This is a genomic window from Thermococcus litoralis DSM 5473 (assembly GCF_000246985.2).
GTDB lineage: Archaea > Methanobacteriota_B > Thermococci > Thermococcales > Thermococcaceae > Thermococcus_A > Thermococcus_A litoralis.
Genome location: NC_022084.1, coordinates 1 through 15074, shown reverse-complemented (window position 1 = coordinate 15074; position 15074 = coordinate 1). Strand labels below are relative to the sequence as shown.

14 protein-coding genes and 1 CRISPR repeat array are annotated in these 15074 nt (G+C 44.2%); of the genes, 13 read left to right on the top strand and 1 reads right to left on the bottom strand.

All coding sequences use genetic code 11. The features are described from left to right. From cas5b to cas6, 13 genes are all read left to right on the top strand, one after another. Positions 1 to 633, top strand: a complete 633-nt coding sequence (gene cas5b, locus OCC_RS00065) for a type I-B CRISPR-associated protein Cas5b (RefSeq protein ID WP_004066408.1) — start codon at positions 1 to 3, stop codon at positions 631 to 633. After that, positions 630 to 2852 carry a CRISPR-associated helicase/endonuclease Cas3 gene (locus OCC_RS00060; protein ID WP_004066410.1) on the top strand — a complete coding sequence of 741 codons (2223 nt, stop codon included), beginning with the start codon at positions 630 to 632 and terminating at the stop codon, positions 2850 to 2852. The genes cas5b and OCC_RS00060 overlap by 4 nt, the downstream gene beginning before the upstream one ends. Continuing rightward, a complete protein-coding gene (cas4, locus tag OCC_RS00055) occupies positions 2849 to 3463 on the top strand; it encodes a CRISPR-associated protein Cas4 (protein ID WP_004066412.1) in 615 nt (204 codons plus the stop codon). The genes OCC_RS00060 and cas4 overlap by 4 nt, the downstream gene beginning before the upstream one ends. A 5-nt stretch (positions 3464 to 3468) precedes the next feature. Continuing rightward, positions 3469 to 4437 (top strand): type I-B CRISPR-associated endonuclease Cas1b, encoded by a 969-nt coding sequence (cas1b, locus tag OCC_RS00050; protein ID WP_004066414.1) that lies wholly within the window; start codon positions 3469 to 3471, stop codon positions 4435 to 4437. 195 nt (positions 4438 to 4632) lie between these two features. Further along, positions 4633 to 4998 carry a type I-A CRISPR-associated protein Csa5 gene (gene csa5, locus OCC_RS00045; RefSeq protein ID WP_004066416.1) on the top strand — a complete coding sequence of 122 codons (366 nt, stop codon included), beginning with the start codon at positions 4633 to 4635 and terminating at the stop codon, positions 4996 to 4998. Further along, positions 4989 to 5936, top strand: a complete 948-nt coding sequence (cas7a, locus tag OCC_RS00040) for a type I-A CRISPR-associated protein Cas7/Csa2 (protein WP_004066417.1) — start codon at positions 4989 to 4991, stop codon at positions 5934 to 5936. Before csa5 ends, cas7a begins: the two co-directional genes overlap by 10 nt. Positions 5937 to 5946: 10 nt before the next feature. Further along, positions 5947 to 6168, top strand: a complete 222-nt coding sequence (locus OCC_RS12730) for a hypothetical protein (protein WP_020953549.1) — start codon at positions 5947 to 5949, stop codon at positions 6166 to 6168. After that, positions 6155 to 6682 carry a type I-A CRISPR-associated protein Cas5a gene (gene cas5a, locus OCC_RS00035; protein ID WP_020953548.1) on the top strand — a complete coding sequence of 176 codons (528 nt, stop codon included), beginning with the start codon at positions 6155 to 6157 and terminating at the stop codon, positions 6680 to 6682. Before OCC_RS12730 ends, cas5a begins: the two co-directional genes overlap by 14 nt. After that, the gene (cas8a2, locus tag OCC_RS00030) at positions 6672 to 7871 is read left to right on the top strand and encodes a type I-A CRISPR-associated protein Cas8a2/Csx9 (protein WP_004066420.1); all 1200 of its coding nucleotides are present in this window, start codon (positions 6672 to 6674) and stop codon (positions 7869 to 7871) included. The genes cas5a and cas8a2 overlap by 11 nt, the downstream gene beginning before the upstream one ends. Further along, on the top strand, positions 7868 to 9346 hold the full coding sequence (cas3, locus tag OCC_RS00025; RefSeq protein ID WP_004066422.1) for a CRISPR-associated helicase Cas3': 1479 nt from the start codon (positions 7868 to 7870) through the stop codon (positions 9344 to 9346). The genes cas8a2 and cas3 overlap by 4 nt, the downstream gene beginning before the upstream one ends. A 136-nt stretch (positions 9347 to 9482) precedes the next feature. Further along, positions 9483 to 10100: a CRISPR-associated endonuclease Cas3'' gene (locus tag OCC_RS00020; RefSeq protein ID WP_238565088.1), complete on the top strand. Its 618-nt coding sequence runs from the start codon at positions 9483 to 9485 to the stop codon at positions 10098 to 10100. Next, complete coding sequence (gene csa3 / locus OCC_RS00015; RefSeq protein WP_020953547.1) at positions 10072 to 10749, top strand: CRISPR-associated CARF protein Csa3; 678 nt, start codon at positions 10072 to 10074, stop codon at positions 10747 to 10749. The genes OCC_RS00020 and csa3 overlap by 29 nt, the downstream gene beginning before the upstream one ends. Further along, on the top strand, positions 10739 to 11524 hold the full coding sequence (gene cas6, locus OCC_RS00010; protein WP_004066426.1) for a CRISPR-associated endoribonuclease Cas6: 786 nt from the start codon (positions 10739 to 10741) through the stop codon (positions 11522 to 11524). The genes csa3 and cas6 overlap by 11 nt, the downstream gene beginning before the upstream one ends. Here cas6 and cas2 read toward each other — a convergent pair. Beyond that, on the bottom strand, positions 11517 to 11774 hold the full coding sequence (gene cas2 / locus OCC_RS00005) for a CRISPR-associated endonuclease Cas2 (protein ID WP_004066427.1): 258 nt from the start codon (positions 11772 to 11774) through the stop codon (positions 11517 to 11519). The genes cas6 and cas2 overlap by 8 nt on opposite strands. Before the next feature lie 521 nt (positions 11775 to 12295). Next, positions 12296 to 15046: direct repeats of the CRISPR family, unit length 30 nt; unit sequence GTTCCAATAAGACTTTAGAAGAATTGAAAG. Between the last annotated feature and the right edge of the window lie 28 nt (positions 15047 to 15074).

Below are 15074 nucleotides of genomic sequence, written 5' to 3'. Positions count from 1 at the left end.
ATGATACGGGTAAAACTGAGAGCATGGACGGCATCTTTCCGCTTTCCCACATTTCAGTCAGGATACCAGCCAACCTTGCCAGTTCCACCCCCATCGACCATTCAGGGAATACTATCCGCCGCAAAGGGAGAACCAGTTTACCTCACAGAGCTTCCATACGTTGGCTACGTCTTCAAAAGCGGAGGAAGAGGAGTAGATCTTGAAAAAATCTATGCTCTCGGAAAGGTTGAGACAGACATCATGAAACGTGAATTTCACTACAATGCAGAGCTCTACCTTTATCTTCCGGACGAGTGGAAAGAACACTTCAAAAGACCTCGCTATCAGCTCCTCCTTGGGAGGTCCAGTGATCTAGCAGTTGTCGAAGAGATCAAAGAAGATGTTGAGCTTGAAGAAAAGGAAGCGCCTCTCGGAGGAACGATAGTGCCCATCGAACTTGGACTCTCTGGTATGGTCCATGCGCTCGTTGTTGAATATGATTATTCCATCATTCCGAGAAGGGCAAAACTCGTAAAGCCCTTTGTTGTGTTGCCGTATCCAAGGACAGATGCAGAAAAAAGAAGACAGACAACAAAAAGCCTCTACGATAGCGAGCTTGGAATAGGTGTTTATCTACATAGGTGGAGCAAATGAAGCTCTGCTACGCCAAATTCAACCCACACCAGTTCCTTGAGTGCCATATCCTTGACGCTATTAATGTGTTGAAGAGCATAAAGAACTCCTTTAGCTGGCTTGAGGAAATTTCCCCTGGCATCTTTGAACTTTCATTTTATGCAGTTCTCCTACATGATATTGGAAAGTGCGCCTCAGGCTTTCAGAAAAAGAAGAACAATTGGGGTTACCGTCATGAGATTCTTTCGGTTCCGTTCGTGCAGTTCTTGGACTTCCCGGAGAGAGAACGCAACATCATAGCACTTGCTATACTTACCCACCATAAAACCCTGGACGACCTCAAAGATATCCTCCCAGTTCGTGTTGCTGACATAGGCCCTCTTGAGTTTGATGAGAAACTTGGGGAGCTCCTTGAACGAGCAGATTACATAGAGAAGATGTTCCTGCCAAGGATTCCCAACATCGAGGCGTATTACTTTGGCACAACGAGACCACCAAAAAAGTTTAATCTTCCACCAGAATGGAGAGAACAACTTAGAGACTTCGATTTTCAAAAGCTAATTGAGTGGTACGGGGATAATCTCGAAGCTGAGAGAGCGATATTAACGTTTATGCGTGGCCTTCTCAATGCCTCAGATCACCTTGCATCTGCCGGTGAAACTGAAATACTTCTTCTTCCCGACATCGCGGAGAGACTTGAGTTGAAAATCCCACTAGAGAATCTTAGACCACTTCAGGTTGCGGCTTCTAATTCAGAAGGAAACTTGCTCCTAAGAGCACCCACTGGATACGGAAAGACTGAAGCAGCTCTTTTATGGGCAAACAGAAACGCTTTTAGGAACAGAAAAGGTATAACGAGCAGAATTTTTTATGTCCTACCTTACAAAGCTAGTATAAACGCAATGCACCAGAGAATGATGGGTATATTTTCTGATCCCTCCTTAGTGGGGGTTCTCCACAGCTCTGCGAGCTTTTATCTCTACTCATCCGCTCTTGAATACAGGCGGCTAAGTTCACTGTACCACAAAATATACACCCCTCTGAAGGTTACCACACCCTTCCAGCTTATGAAGGCTTTCTTCGGGGTTGGATTCCACGAAATGTTGAAGACCGAGCTTTCAGGGTCTCTCCTTATATTCGACGAAATCCACGCCTACGAACCCAACGTTCTTGGGATAATTCTCGCAATGCTTAAAGAACTTGAACACCTGAAAGCAAAGACCATGGTAATGACTGCAACCCTACCAGACTTTCTCGAAGAGCTTATTAAGGATACAACCAATTTTAGAAAACTCAAAGCCTCTCCAGAAGAAGCAGATATGTTTACGCGTCATAGAGTCAATGTTGTCAATGGAAGCATGGATTCTGTAAGAGAGCTGATAGACGAACTTGGACTCCATAGAAAGATCAAGGAAACTTCGAAGCCTGCATTGATAGCATGCAACAGCGTGGACAGGGCAATGAGTGTTTACGATGAATTAGGCGAAGATTATAGAGTCCTGCTCCTTCACAGCAGGTTTACCCAAGGTGACAGGGAAACCAAGGAAAGGTTGCTTCTTGAAAAAATGTCTGAATATGACTTTGTCATTGCTACACAGGTCGTAGAGGTTTCCCTTGATGTTAGTTTCTCGACTATACTAACAGAACCAGCACCTCTAGACGCATTAATACAGCGATTTGGAAGAGTAAACAGACAGGGATGGAGAGAGGGGAAGGTAGAAGATGTTTATGTCCTGACCAAAGGCTCAGAAGCTGATAAGAAGATATACACACCCTACGAGGTTGTTGAGGAGAGCTTAAAGATGCTCCAAGACTTTGATGGAAAAGAACTGAGAGAATCCCTAATCCCCGAACTGGTAAGCCGCGCCTACATGCCCGTTTCCGACAAGCTTGTAGATGAGGTTCGCTACTATCAGAATATGGCTCAAGAGGTCTTCAACAACGTAAAGCCTATGATGGAGGGCGAAGATGAGCAAAAGTTCTACCAGATGTTCAATGGTCTCGAAGCAGTTCCCGGGACTTATCAGGGAATAGCCAGTGAACTTCTTGACAAGAAAATGGGCATGGAAGTGTATAGGTATCTCATTCCAATTCCTTGGTGGTTCTATAAAGCTGAACAGGAAAACTTCCACAGACTTTCTGATACGGGTTATGGAAAATACATTCTTGTTGCAGAGCTTGAGTATAACCCCGACAAGGGGCTTCAGAGGGTCCCACTAAGCGGAGGAGAGATACTTTGAGTGATTATGGGGAAAACCATAGTAAAAATTACAATTTCGACTGTAACAGCAAAAACCGTAGCAAAAATTACAGTCAAAATTATAATTCCCGAACAACGTCAACTGAGGAATACTCTCTCAACGAACTCCTTCTCACCGGCACCGAAATCAACTACCTCTTCATCTGCCCTACAAAGCTCTGGTACTTCTCGAAGGGCATCACCATGGAGCAAGAAAGTGAGTGGGTCGACTTGGGCAAATTCCTACATGAGAAGAGCTATTTCGGAGAAGAAAAGGAAGTCCAGATAGGAAGCATAAAGATAGACTTCATTAAAAAAGGTGACATTATCGAGGTTCACGAAATTAAAAAGGGCAGATCAATGGGGAAAGCCCATGAGATGCAGGCTCTCTACTACCTTTACTACCTCAAAAAGCTCGGCATAAAGGCAAGAGCTATCATTAACTATCCCAAACTCAGAGAGACCAAAGAGCTAACCCTAGATGGGAGAGAAGAGGAGGTTGAAGACGCAATAAGGGAGGTTGAAAGGATAACCTCTCTCCCTGCCCCGCCGAAACCGCTTAAATCGAAGAAATGTAAAAGATGTGCCTATTATGAGCTCTGTTGGGTGTGATTGGGATGAGGAAAAAGTCCATAACCCTGCTTTCAGATGGTGCTCTTACTAGGAGAGAAAACACCCTCTATTTTGAAAACGCCCAAGGCAAAAAGCCTCTTGCCGTTGAAGGAATTTACGACATCTATATTTACGGCCATGTGAATATAAGCTCACAGGCTCTCCATTTTCTAGCCCAGAAGGGGATTGCAGTCCACTTTTTCAACTACTACGGTCATTATGATGGTTCCTTTTACCCGAGGGAAAGCCTTCATTCTGGAGATTTGCTTATCAAGCAGGCCGAACATTACCTGAATAAAGAAAAAAGGCTCAAGCTTGCAAAGCTTTTTGTTACTGGTTCGGCAAAAAACATGGAGCTCAACCTAAAACGCTGGAAAATAAACGCTTCCTTTGGGGAGCTTCTAAAAGAGCTTGAAAGCGCGAGGAAGATAACGGAGGTTATGAACGTTGAGGCAAGGATAAGGCAGGAATATTATAATCTTTGGGACGAAGTTCTGCCGGATGGATTTAAGATCGTAAGGAGAACAAGGAGACCACCAGAAAATGAAATGAACGCCCTGATAAGCTTCTTGAACTCAAGGCTCTATGCAACAATAGTTAGTGAACTCTACAACACCCAACTGGCTCCAACGGTGAGCTACCTCCATGAACCGAGCGAGAGGAGGTTCTCCCTTGCCCTTGACTTAAGTGAGATTTTCAAGCCGATAATTGCAGACAGGATAGCAAACAGGCTCGTGAAGCAGGGGATAATAAAGGAGGGACACTTCAGGGAGGAGCTAAACGGTGTCCTGCTAACAAAGGAAGGCATGAAGACCGTTTTGAAAGCCTACAATGAAGAGCTTGGAAAAAGTGTAAAACACCCTGGGCTCAAGAAGAACGTGACAAAACAGAGACTAATAAGGCTTGAGGCATATAAGCTGATAAAACATCTCGTTGGAATCAAGGACTACGAGCCGTTGGTGGCGTGGTTCTAAGATGTTCGGAGATCTCTAAACAAGAACACATGAAGTCAAGTAGCTCCTACAAAACGGCTTTGATAAGTATCCTCCTCACAGGGTGAAAAAAATTATGTTTAGATTTTTCTGAACATTTTCCTTATCCTTATTAAACATATTCTAAACGTAAACCTTAAATTCAGTAAAAATCATTCTATAATTGAGGTGAACTACATGGTAGAGACAGAGTATGAAGGCATCGTGAAAATGCTGAGGTTCTTTGTCCAGACAAAGAACTTCAGCTATGTGGATCGGATTGGGAACGCACTAAACCCAGAACCTGTTGAAGTGACACTTCTTGAGGCTCTCAGAGCTTTTAGGTCGATCAGAGAAAGTGCTTCTATTGGAGGAGATGGAAGGAGGTACGTGGAGAAAGACGGAAATAAAATCCCTGTGCCGGGAATTCCAAGCGATGAGGAAGTAAAGAAATTCCTCGACGACGTTCGCTCGGATATGGGAGTTGCAAAGCTCGTGGCGACCCTTGCCCTCTCGTATCCCTCAAAGAAAGAAAACTCGGGAGGTGATGAGTGGTGTTTTTGAGTGTTGGAGTTAGGTTTGAGGCCAACGTTGAGGCCCTCAACATGGTCGAAACAGCCGGAAACTACGGCAAGCACAGGCGTGTTCCCTACCTAGTCGAGGAAGACGGAAAGCTGAAAACGGTCTACGTGCCAGCTATAAGTGGGGAAAGCCTGGCCCACGCATACCAGGAGCACCTCGTTAGGGAGGCCCTCTCGGCAGGTCTACCTGTCTGTGATGACTGTCAGAGAGGCGAGTTCTACAAGTCTATGAACAAAGTGCATCTTGGGAAGAAAGTTAACCCCATCCCAGACGATCCTAAGGCCATCGAAGAGGCAATAGTCAAAGCTTGTGTTGTTGAAGACGTTGGTGGTTTTCTATACGCCGAGAAGCCACCAGTTAGAAGGAGCTCAGCATTCCAAGTAAGCTACGCCCTCCCAGTCAAGTCGGTCGCTCTCTTTGCCACTTCTGAGCCGCAACTCCATGCTAGACACGCACAGATGGACGCATCGAGCAAGAAGGGTAACGCCTCCGAGCAGATGATATACTACGTTGAAACTGGCACCGCACTCTATGGCTTCACCTTCAACCTCGACCTTGACGCAGTGGGTGTGAGCGCGATAACTTCAAAGCCGGTACTCGATGGGGACGAGATAAAGAAGAGACGCGAGGTGTCGCTAAAGGCACTCTTCAGAATGCTGTCATCCAGTCAGTTTGGAGCCAAGCTCTCCCGCTTCTTCCCAGTTGGAGGCATAACGGAGCTTGTTGTGGCAGTCACAGATCATCCTTTTGTCGTTACCTCTCCGATTTACGACGACTACATAGAAAAAACTAAGAGACGGCTGGAGGTTCTTAAGAGCTTTGGGGAGGAGAGCTTCCTCGTCGTGGCGGGAGAGGAGAAAGTCCCAGAAGAGGCTCTGAAGGAGGCAATTGACTACCTCAACGAGAAGGGAGCCTTCTGAGGTGGTTCCCTTGCCTTTATTTTTAAAGGTTCAGCTGAGGCCCACCGGGATAATAGCCCTCCGCGCCCTTCCTCAGAGCAAGATGCGAACTGCTCTGCGCTACGTTCCACCAACCACACTGATAGGTGCAATAGCGTACCCTCTCCTCCACATCAGCGGCGACAGAGGAGAGACCACTTACGAGAAAAAAAAACTTCAAAAGCAAAGCGGAATCCGTAATGAGCCTCTTTAAGTGGGCCACCATTAAGGTAGAAGGCAAACCAAAGCTCTATGGATCCCTATTGAAAATCAACACCATTTACCGTGGGAAAGTCCAGAGTGCAGTAACCTCTTTTCCCTTCGCGGTTCTATATGGTGAGTTTGACGGCTCTCTAACGGCTGCTTATCTTATCGATGAAGATGCATTGTCAAAAAGCACATACACTCCAAAAGACTTAGAAAGGGCAGCATGGGGAATAACGAGGCTTGGCTCAAGGGAATCGATAGTCAGTGTTGAAGAGGTCAAGATGGGAAAGACAGTATTTCGGGAGAGGGACAAGGTCAGAACAGCATATGCCTTCCCCTTTAAGGGAGTCCATGTGCAGGGAAAGGGAACTCTCCAAACGGTTGTTGACTGGCGTTCTGGAATCGGTGACTACTCCAACGCCAAACGCATGGTAATGTTTTACCCCGAAGGGACAGTTGAGGTCAGAGGAAAATTCTCAACTGCAGAGATCGACGAGGAGGTGATAGTTCTTGCTCCTTGAGGCTCTTTCAAATTATCCCTACGAAGGTCTAACCAGGGAGCTACTTGCACTGGGCATGTCTTGGGTTGTAATGGACGCCGGGATTGAACCCGACGAAGAAGAGCTTGCCGATGCACTTGAGGGGGCATTGAAATCCCTCGGGAGCAGGATGAAGGCACACACATCCAAAATGGGTAGAAACGACAGGAGTTCCTTTGATAAGGTTTTAAATGCTTGGTTTGGCAGGAGCGCTCCTGAAACTTACGGTGAACTCTTTGAACTTGTGGTCACTGAGACCATAAAGCTACTCAGAGATGGAGATATAGATCCCAGCGAGTCTTTATCCTCAATAAAAATAGACAAAAACGGAACTTATCTCGGAGTGACGTATAATGGGGAACAGGCCATTTTACCAGCAATAATCAAGCAACCCGAATATTATGAACGCCAAAGTGGCTTCCTAAGTCCGACAACCGGCCAGAAAGCTCAGATACGTATGGATCCCCTGTGGTTCTCTTTCACGGCTCTCGGATTCTTCACAGGATTTGCCGGGTTCATAGGCGGAAAATACTACCTCATGACAAAGCCGGGAATTGAAGGTTTCTGGCCCTATGAGGTTGAGGACGTTATTAGGAATGGCCTTCTACAATTAACAGGTGCTGGAGCATCGGGCAGAATCTCTCTGAGCACGGAGGAGCTCTATGAGATGAAGCTGGCGATGAAACTTGCTGAGGAAGGACGAAACGTCGTTGAGGAAGTATATCCGGTGACGCTACACCTAATAAGCCTTGAGAGGCAGGTCTATACAGAGCTTAAGACCACACAGCTCAACCTAGCAGGGCTGAGCGAGTACATGACAAAGTACATGAGAAAGATTGAGGCCATTAGCATAGGGGGTCTGCCCCTTCTCGTAGAGCTCAAGGAGGGAAACGCCACGGTTCAGAAGTACCCCCTCTGGGCCCTTTTGGACGTTGCGGAAAAAGAGCTCTGGAAGGGAGTAAACGGAGACGGCGAGATGCTGGCATACATCTTCGTCAAAGACCTTTACAGGGCCATTAACAGCGGGAGAAGGGAGTTAATCAGAGATGCCGTTTTCAGGCTATTCCGTCAAGGTAGAGCCCTTCTGGAGGGAAGCAGCAGAGCAAGCGGAGAGTTCCGGAAGGTTATGAAAACGTTCATGTGGCAGGAACATCTGGGGGTGCTTCTTTGAGAGCGTTCAGGGAGGCACTCCAAAAGCTCGCAAAGGCTAAGGGATTTGAGCCAGAAAGAAGGCCACTGCTTGAGGAGGCTTTTCATTTTATCACCTCCTCTGAGAAGCCACCTTTTTTAATTCTCCAGGCCCCCACAGGATACGGAAAGACACTCTTAAGCTTTGCCTTGGCGGTTCACTCCCTTTGGGACGCCTCCATCTTTGATAGGGTAATTCACGTTCTCCCGATGCGTTCAATCATAGAGGACATCCAAAAAACAGCGGAAGAGGCGTTTGGGTTCTCCAGAACCAAGATGATGGGTTCAAGCGGTGAGTTCCTTCACCTCTTTCCGCTCAACATAACCACCGCGGACACATTCACGTGGGATTTGCTGAAGCTCAACACAAAGAAGAGACACAGGGTTAAAGCGGGCCAGGAGTTCGGCTATGACTACTTAACCCAAGCCTCAATACTGACATCACTGGTAATCTTTGATGAGGCCCACTTCCTTCTTGAGGATGAATCAATGGTGACTGCATTTCTATCAGTTATTGAGTTCCTCACATCCCAGAAAGTTCCCATCGTGGTCATGACTGCTACTCTCTCGGAGGCTCACAGGAGAATTTTCGAGAAATATGCAAAGAAAAACGGCTACGACTTCACTGTTCTATCTCCGCAAGAGAATGATCCCTTCATTGAACGAGAGTTGAAAAAAGACATCAAAATTGAGTTCAGGCATGGGGATCCCATCAATTTTGTAGAACATGGGAAGAGAAACGCTGTTATAGTTAACTCGGTTGCAAGGGCCGTTGAGTTGTTTGACAGGGTTAGAAACAACCCAAATATCTGGCATGAGAGCGAGAGAGTTATGCTAATACACGGTAGAATGACTCCAACCCACAAGAGGGAACTTATTGACCGCTTGAGAAGATGGATAAAAGAGGGGAATTTTCTTCTCATAGGGACACAAGCGGTCGAAGCTGGCGTTGACTTTTCAGTTGATTTAATGATAACCGATAAGGCTCCTATAAATTCCCTTCTCCAACGCTTTGGGAGAGTAGCCCGCTACGGGAATGAAACAAAAGCCAAGATAATCGTCCTTGAAGATGCACCCTGTGGACCATACCCAAGAGACAAAGTTGAAAAGACAGTAGAATTGATGAAAGGGAACAGGGTCTTTTCGAGGGTTCCAAAGACCTATCAGGGGATAGTCACGGAAGTCCATGGAAAAAAGCCAACTTCTATTACCAAAAATGTCAACAAAGAGCTGGAAGGAAAACTACTTCGGCTCATGAAAGACCCGACTAAAAGGGCACCCCACGTTTTAAGTGCAATAGAAAGCTTAACTGCCAAGGGAATTTCAGTTATGAGAGGCTTCCTAATTCCGCTTTTGGTGGGGGAAGAAGCCGTGCTGATAAGCCCCTCTAAGCTGATGGAGCTTTACTCCAAAGGAATCGTGGAGGTAAGGGGTTGGAAGGGGAGATACGGAACTTAAACGATGCTTACAACGTGGCGAAATCCATTGCACTCGGAGAAAATGTTGAGGTCGTCTTCACAGGCGAGTATGACTGGGAGCGTGGTATCCCATGAGTGCGTGCGCATTTTTTGAGAATGGAGCCTGTGTGGAACCGATGGAAGCCCACATAAGAAAGGGTCTTGAGATTATCGACGGGTTATACCTTCGTAGGAGCTATGCTCGATTCCTGTCCAGAATTTTGAACATAGATTCCAAGCTTGCAGGAGAGCTTCTAAGAAAAGCTTACATCCTTCACGACGTTGGAAAGTGCCTTGAAGAATTTCAGAAAAGAAGGGCGAGCTTTGGTTTTCACGAGTTTTACTCTGCCCTCGTAGCGAGAGAAGCCTTCAGAAAATATGGGGACGTCGGGGATACGGTGTCCGTTGCGATACTCCTCCACCACCACGACTGGATCAGAATTGGAGCTCCTAAAAGACCGGAGAATTCCGGGCTTTGTGAGGAATGTTTATCCGTGCTCGAAGAGCTTTCGGGAGAAAGGCTACCTAGGAAAACCCCATGGAAGAATTGGAATGAATTCATGCAAGAGGCAGAAGAAGTTATGAGACGAAACCTGAGAGGCGTTTATTCGCTCCTACTTCCTCTGGTTGTTGCAGACAACTACGCTGCGGCATTAAACAGGGGCGGAAAGGGTAGCACCCTTGGAAAAGAGATTTTTGAAGTCTTAAAAGTGAGGGGGTGGGACGTTGCTCGTGGTCTTTCCAATAGGCTTTGACGAGAAGTTCATTGTCCGGGCACTGGTAAGAAAGAGAGAGGACGTTAATGGGCTCGAACCCGGAGACAAACTATTGGCAATCGTTCCAGAGAGCTATCACAAGGAGCAAAGAACTGCCAACGCAATCAGTTCAATAAAAAACATAGCCTCACCGATAATCGGAGAAGAGCATTTTGTGATTTTAGAGGTCCCCCTTAACGGCGAAGAGCTAGTAGTTAGAATAATCCAAGCCATAAGAGACAATCTTACCAACGACCGCCTCGTTCTAGCAGTTCTCTCAGGAGGTATGAGACCGCTTATCGTATCAACTTTGCTGGCACTTTTGAGCATTCAGGACGTTAGAATTATAGTGGAAAGTGACTTCGAGAACCTTTCAGGGCATATCTCCTTGGAATTAGGGTCGTTTCTAGCCCCCTCCAACAGAAGATGGGTAAGAATAATCTGTGGTCTCCTTGGGGGTAAGAGTGTAAGAAAGATATCCGAGGAGCTTGGGGTTTCTCCAGCGACAATCAGCAATGAGCTAAAGGAAATGGCAAAATACTACCTTGTTAAGGCTGAAAAGCCTGATGGGAGAGCACCTAAGTACAGAGCAACCAAAGCTGGAAAGTTATACCTAAAGATCAAGGGGGAAGAGTGTTATGAGGATTAGACTGCTTCTCCACTTCGAACCCCCATTCCTTATCCCATACGACTATCCCCGCTACCTCTATTCCTTCCTTCTCCATGCTATTAAACTCGCCGATAAGGAAGTTGCTGAGAGGGTGCACAACAACAAGAGGGACATCAAGTTAGTTGCGTCAAAGTTCAAACCCGTTGGAAGAACAAAGAGGGTGAATGAAGGCTTGCTCGTAGAGTCAGGAACCGTGGAGCTCCACGTTGCCTCCACGGAAGAGACAATCTTAAGAGTCCTAGTTGAAGGTCTTGGATATGGAATAGGTGAGCTCTATGTGAGGGGTCAAAGGCCCCTCTACTACGAACCCAGGCTTGAAGAAACTCCCGAACATCTCTCGGGGAAGCGCTTTAAGACCATCTCCCCAGTCAACGTCTATTACAACAACCCACCAAACGGCTTCAAACAATGGGATCTTTCTCCAGTTGGTCAGCCTAACAGCCCCTTTGAGAACGAGCCTAAGGTTTGGAAGGAGCTTCTCTTTGAAAACCTCAAGTCAAAGTACCTGATGGTTTACGGCGAGCCTTATGAGGGGAGCTTTGACATTAGAGTTCTCACAAAGAAGCCGAAGAGTTACAGACTTCTCGTCAAGATAGATGAGAAAACAGGAAAGCCAATCTACACCCGCGCCTGGGAGTTTGATTTCAAAATGTGGGGCGAGGAAGAGCTCCTTCGTGTAGCCTACGATCTTGGCTTAGGAATGAGGAATCCACACGGGTTTGGAATGGTAGAAATGGAAAGAGGGCTCAGATAATGTCATCAATCGGATTCTTCTCTACTCCTATTGTTTCTCTTTTCGGCATTGAGCGGAGCTTGTAAACAACAATAGAGTCCTCGTTTTCATCAATAATCTCTTTGAGGCCAGCTTTTATGCGCTCAAATTCCGCCAGTGTTATTTCTCCCTCAAAAACGCTGTTCTGAACCCAGTGGAGGTACTGTCTGAGGAACTTCTTAACTTTATTAACCCTTTCAACAGCAACATCATAGACGATAATCACATACATGACTCATCGACACTAATTTTAACAAGCTTTCTTTTATGTTTTTTGGAATGTTATCACGTTAGAATAGTCCTATTTTTAGTTCACTCTTGTATTGAGGAATTAAATTTAAAATCATTCTATAAGAGGGTTCTAGAAGTCTTTAGTAACTATAAGTTACTATCAAACAGGAGGTTATGATATTTTGAGGTTTTTGTAACGAAATTTTTTCGGAATTTTGAACAGGGTCTTTTTAGGGCTTCTCTGATATCCTCTCCTCGTGGAAATTTAACCTTTTTTAGTTCAAAGTGTTTTTATTAGCTTATTTTTGATTTTGGCTTTTATTTTGTCTCTGGAAGTCTCATGGACAAGATTGGACATGGAGGAAAAAAGAGTAAGTTCAGGCGAGTGAGTGCTTTGAAGTCTTCTCTAGTGGCTTGGATTCGAGCTTTTTGAGGGGATTTTTATTGACCCTTTATGGAAAGGCTTATAAGATTTGGGCTTTCTAATTACTTTGTAGGGAGTTTAGAGGAAAATTCGCCCCTGTTCCAATAAGACTTTAGAAGAATTGAAAGACTCTCCACGTAGTAACTTAGCTTCGTCCCGTTCTCATCGTTCCAATAAGACTTTAGAAGAATTGAAAGAATATGTTGTGCCTAAAAAAGTTTATTGCCGCTTCAAGGTTCCAATAAGACTTTAGAAGAATTGAAAGATGCTTGGAAGACTGTTTGACCACCAAAGAGAACTTTTAAGTTCCAATAAGACTTTAGAAGAATTGAAAGACTTGCAAGGTTAAGTGTTTCTCCAGGTGTCCTTCTTGGTTCCAATAAGACTTTAGAAGAATTGAAAGAAAACTTCTACCATTAAACATCCAACTATCAACTTCAGTTCCAATAAGACTTTAGAAGAATTGAAAGGATTGTCTTTAATTTGGATTTCGGCGTCCGGAACACCACGTTCCAATAAGACTTTAGAAGAATTGAAAGTCCATATACCTAACGGTGTGATAACTTCAAGAGCTAGTTCCAATAAGACTTTAGAAGAATTGAAAGAAATACTAAGAATAAACGCCGTTCTTAATCTACCGTTCCAATAAGACTTTAGAAGAATTGAAAGCCTTATACGTAACTCAGCGCCGCTTATTGTAAAGGGTTCCAATAAGACTTTAGAAGAATTGAAAGTCTTTTCTAGTGCTTTAGCCCATGCGTTAAGCTCGGACTGGGTTCCAATAAGACTTTAGAAGAATTGAAAGTTCGTCTTCTTCGTCTTCATTTTGTAGAACGGCTTGTTCCAATAAGACTTTAGAAGAATTGAAAGGTATGAATGCTAGCCCGTAGCCGCCCCGTCCGAACCGGGTTCCAATAAGACTTTAGAAGAATTGAAAGAAATTTTTTAATGTTTCTCAATGTTCATTAATGTTTTAAGTTCCAATAAGACTTTAGAAGAATTGAAAGAAAGGTACCGCCTTCGAAATAGTCGCGGACGGCGTCGTAAAGTTCCAATAAGACTTTAGAAGAATTGAAAGACATTTATATGAGAGATAAGAGCGGGGAAAGGCTAGGTTCCAATAAGACTTTAGAAGAATTGAAAGTCGATAATTCCGCGACGATAAAAACGGATTTAGTCGGTTCCAATAAGACTTTAGAAGAATTGAAAGTCATTCACCGCCCCCGAATTTCGTTTCTAGGTATTCTTGTTCCAATAAGACTTTAGAAGAATTGAAAGAGATTTTATAGACTGTACAGCATGGGTTAAAGTCTATGTTCCAATAAGACTTTAGAAGAATTGAAAGAAAATCTGCATTATTTGGGCGGTCGTTGCCCCTCTAGTTCCAATAAGACTTTAGAAGAATTGAAAGTTCTAGCCATCCGGCTTTAGGGACTCTAGTTTCGCCCCGTTCCAATAAGACTTTAGAAGAATTGAAAGCCAAAAGACCTAGAAACCCTATTAGCTAACATAAGGGGGAAGTTCCAATAAGACTTTAGAAGAATTGAAAGTTCTTTAACAATAGTTCGACGTCCTCTTCGGTCGCGTTCCCGTGTTCCAATAAGACTTTAGAAGAATTGAAAGTCTTCATTTAAAGCCCCATCGGCCGTTAAAGAATAACTGTTCCAATAAGACTTTAGAAGAATTGAAAGTAAGCCCGGCGGTTCGTTCTAATATATCGGAATTTGGTTCCAATAAGACTTTAGAAGAATTGAAAGTTAAAAGAAGACAAAAGCATAATTAACAAAAAGGTGGTTCCAATAAGACTTTAGAAGAATTGAAAGCCTTAAGGCGGGTACTTAGGGGGCGACTTACGGCGCCCGTTCCAATAAGACTTTAGAAGAATTGAAAGAAATTTGCCTTTATCCGTTACTTTCCATTCGACCGAAAATTCCGTTCCAATAAGACTTTAGAAGAATTGAAAGAGCATTACAAGAGAGCATAGCCATAATGGGCGACGTAGAGTTCCAATAAGACTTTAGAAGAATTGAAAGTTCGTGATGGCATGGAATAATATTTCTATGCCATCCGTGTTCCAATAAGACTTTAGAAGAATTGAAAGTCATTCACCGCCCCCGAATTTCGTTTCTAGGTATTCTTGTTCCAATAAGACTTTAGAAGAATTGAAAGAGATTTTATAGACTGTACAGCATGGGTTAAAGTCTATGTTCCAATAAGACTTTAGAAGAATTGAAAGAAAATCTGCATTATTTGGGCGGTCGTTGCCCCTCTAGTTCCAATAAGACTTTAGAAGAATTGAAAGTTCTAGCCATCCGGCTTTAGGGACTCTAGTTTCGCCCGTTCCAATAAGACTTTAGAAGAATTGAAGCCAAAAGACCTAGAAACCCTATAGCTAACATAAGGGGGAATTCCAATAAGACTTTAGAAGAATTGAAAGTTCTTTAACAATAGTTCGACGTCCTCTTCGGTCGCGTTCCCGTGTTCCAATAAGACTTTAGAAGAATTGAAAGTAGGTATGCTTGCGAGCGCATTTACTGTCTGCTCTACTGTGTTCCAATAAGACTTTAGAAGAATTGAAAGTCGTTGTATAGGTTGATTGCTCCCTGAGTTCTTTTTCAAGTTCCAATAAGACTTTAGAAGAATTGAAAGAACAGCAAGACCAACCCAATTGTTACGAGTTGTCTTTGTTCCAATAAGACTTTAGAAGAATTGAAAGTATAGTAAAATCGCCGCGAAATCTCAAGCAAGTTTAGTTCCAATAAGACTTTAGAAGAATTGAAAGTCAAGAGCGCAGTTTTTTCATTCAAAGCCATCAAGCTGTTCCAATAAGACTTTAGAAGAATTGAAAGTCTATTTTCACCTCCTCCTTTTGGTTCT

Bases quoted from the DNA above. Each gene is read 5' to 3' on its own strand.
- cas5b (WP_004066408.1), top strand. From the start codon at position 1: ATGATACGGGTAAAACTGAGAGCATGGACGGCATCTTTCCGCTTTCCC.
- OCC_RS00060 (WP_004066410.1), top strand. From the start codon at position 630: ATGAAGCTCTGCTACGCCAAATTCAACCCACACCAGTTCCTTGAGTGC.
- cas1b (WP_004066414.1), top strand. From the start codon at position 3,469: ATGAGGAAAAAGTCCATAACCCTGCTTTCAGATGGTGCTCTTACTAGG.
- csa5 (WP_004066416.1), top strand. From the start codon at position 4,633: ATGGTAGAGACAGAGTATGAAGGCATCGTGAAAATGCTGAGGTTCTTT.
- cas5a (WP_020953548.1), top strand. From the start codon at position 6,155: ATGAGCCTCTTTAAGTGGGCCACCATTAAGGTAGAAGGCAAACCAAAG.
- OCC_RS00020 (WP_238565088.1), top strand. From the start codon at position 9,483: ATGGAAGCCCACATAAGAAAGGGTCTTGAGATTATCGACGGGTTATAC.
- cas6 (WP_004066426.1), top strand. From the start codon at position 10,739: ATGAGGATTAGACTGCTTCTCCACTTCGAACCCCCATTCCTTATCCCA.
- cas2 (WP_004066427.1), bottom strand. From the start codon at position 11,774: ATGTATGTGATTATCGTCTATGATGTTGCTGTTGAAAGGGTTAATAAA.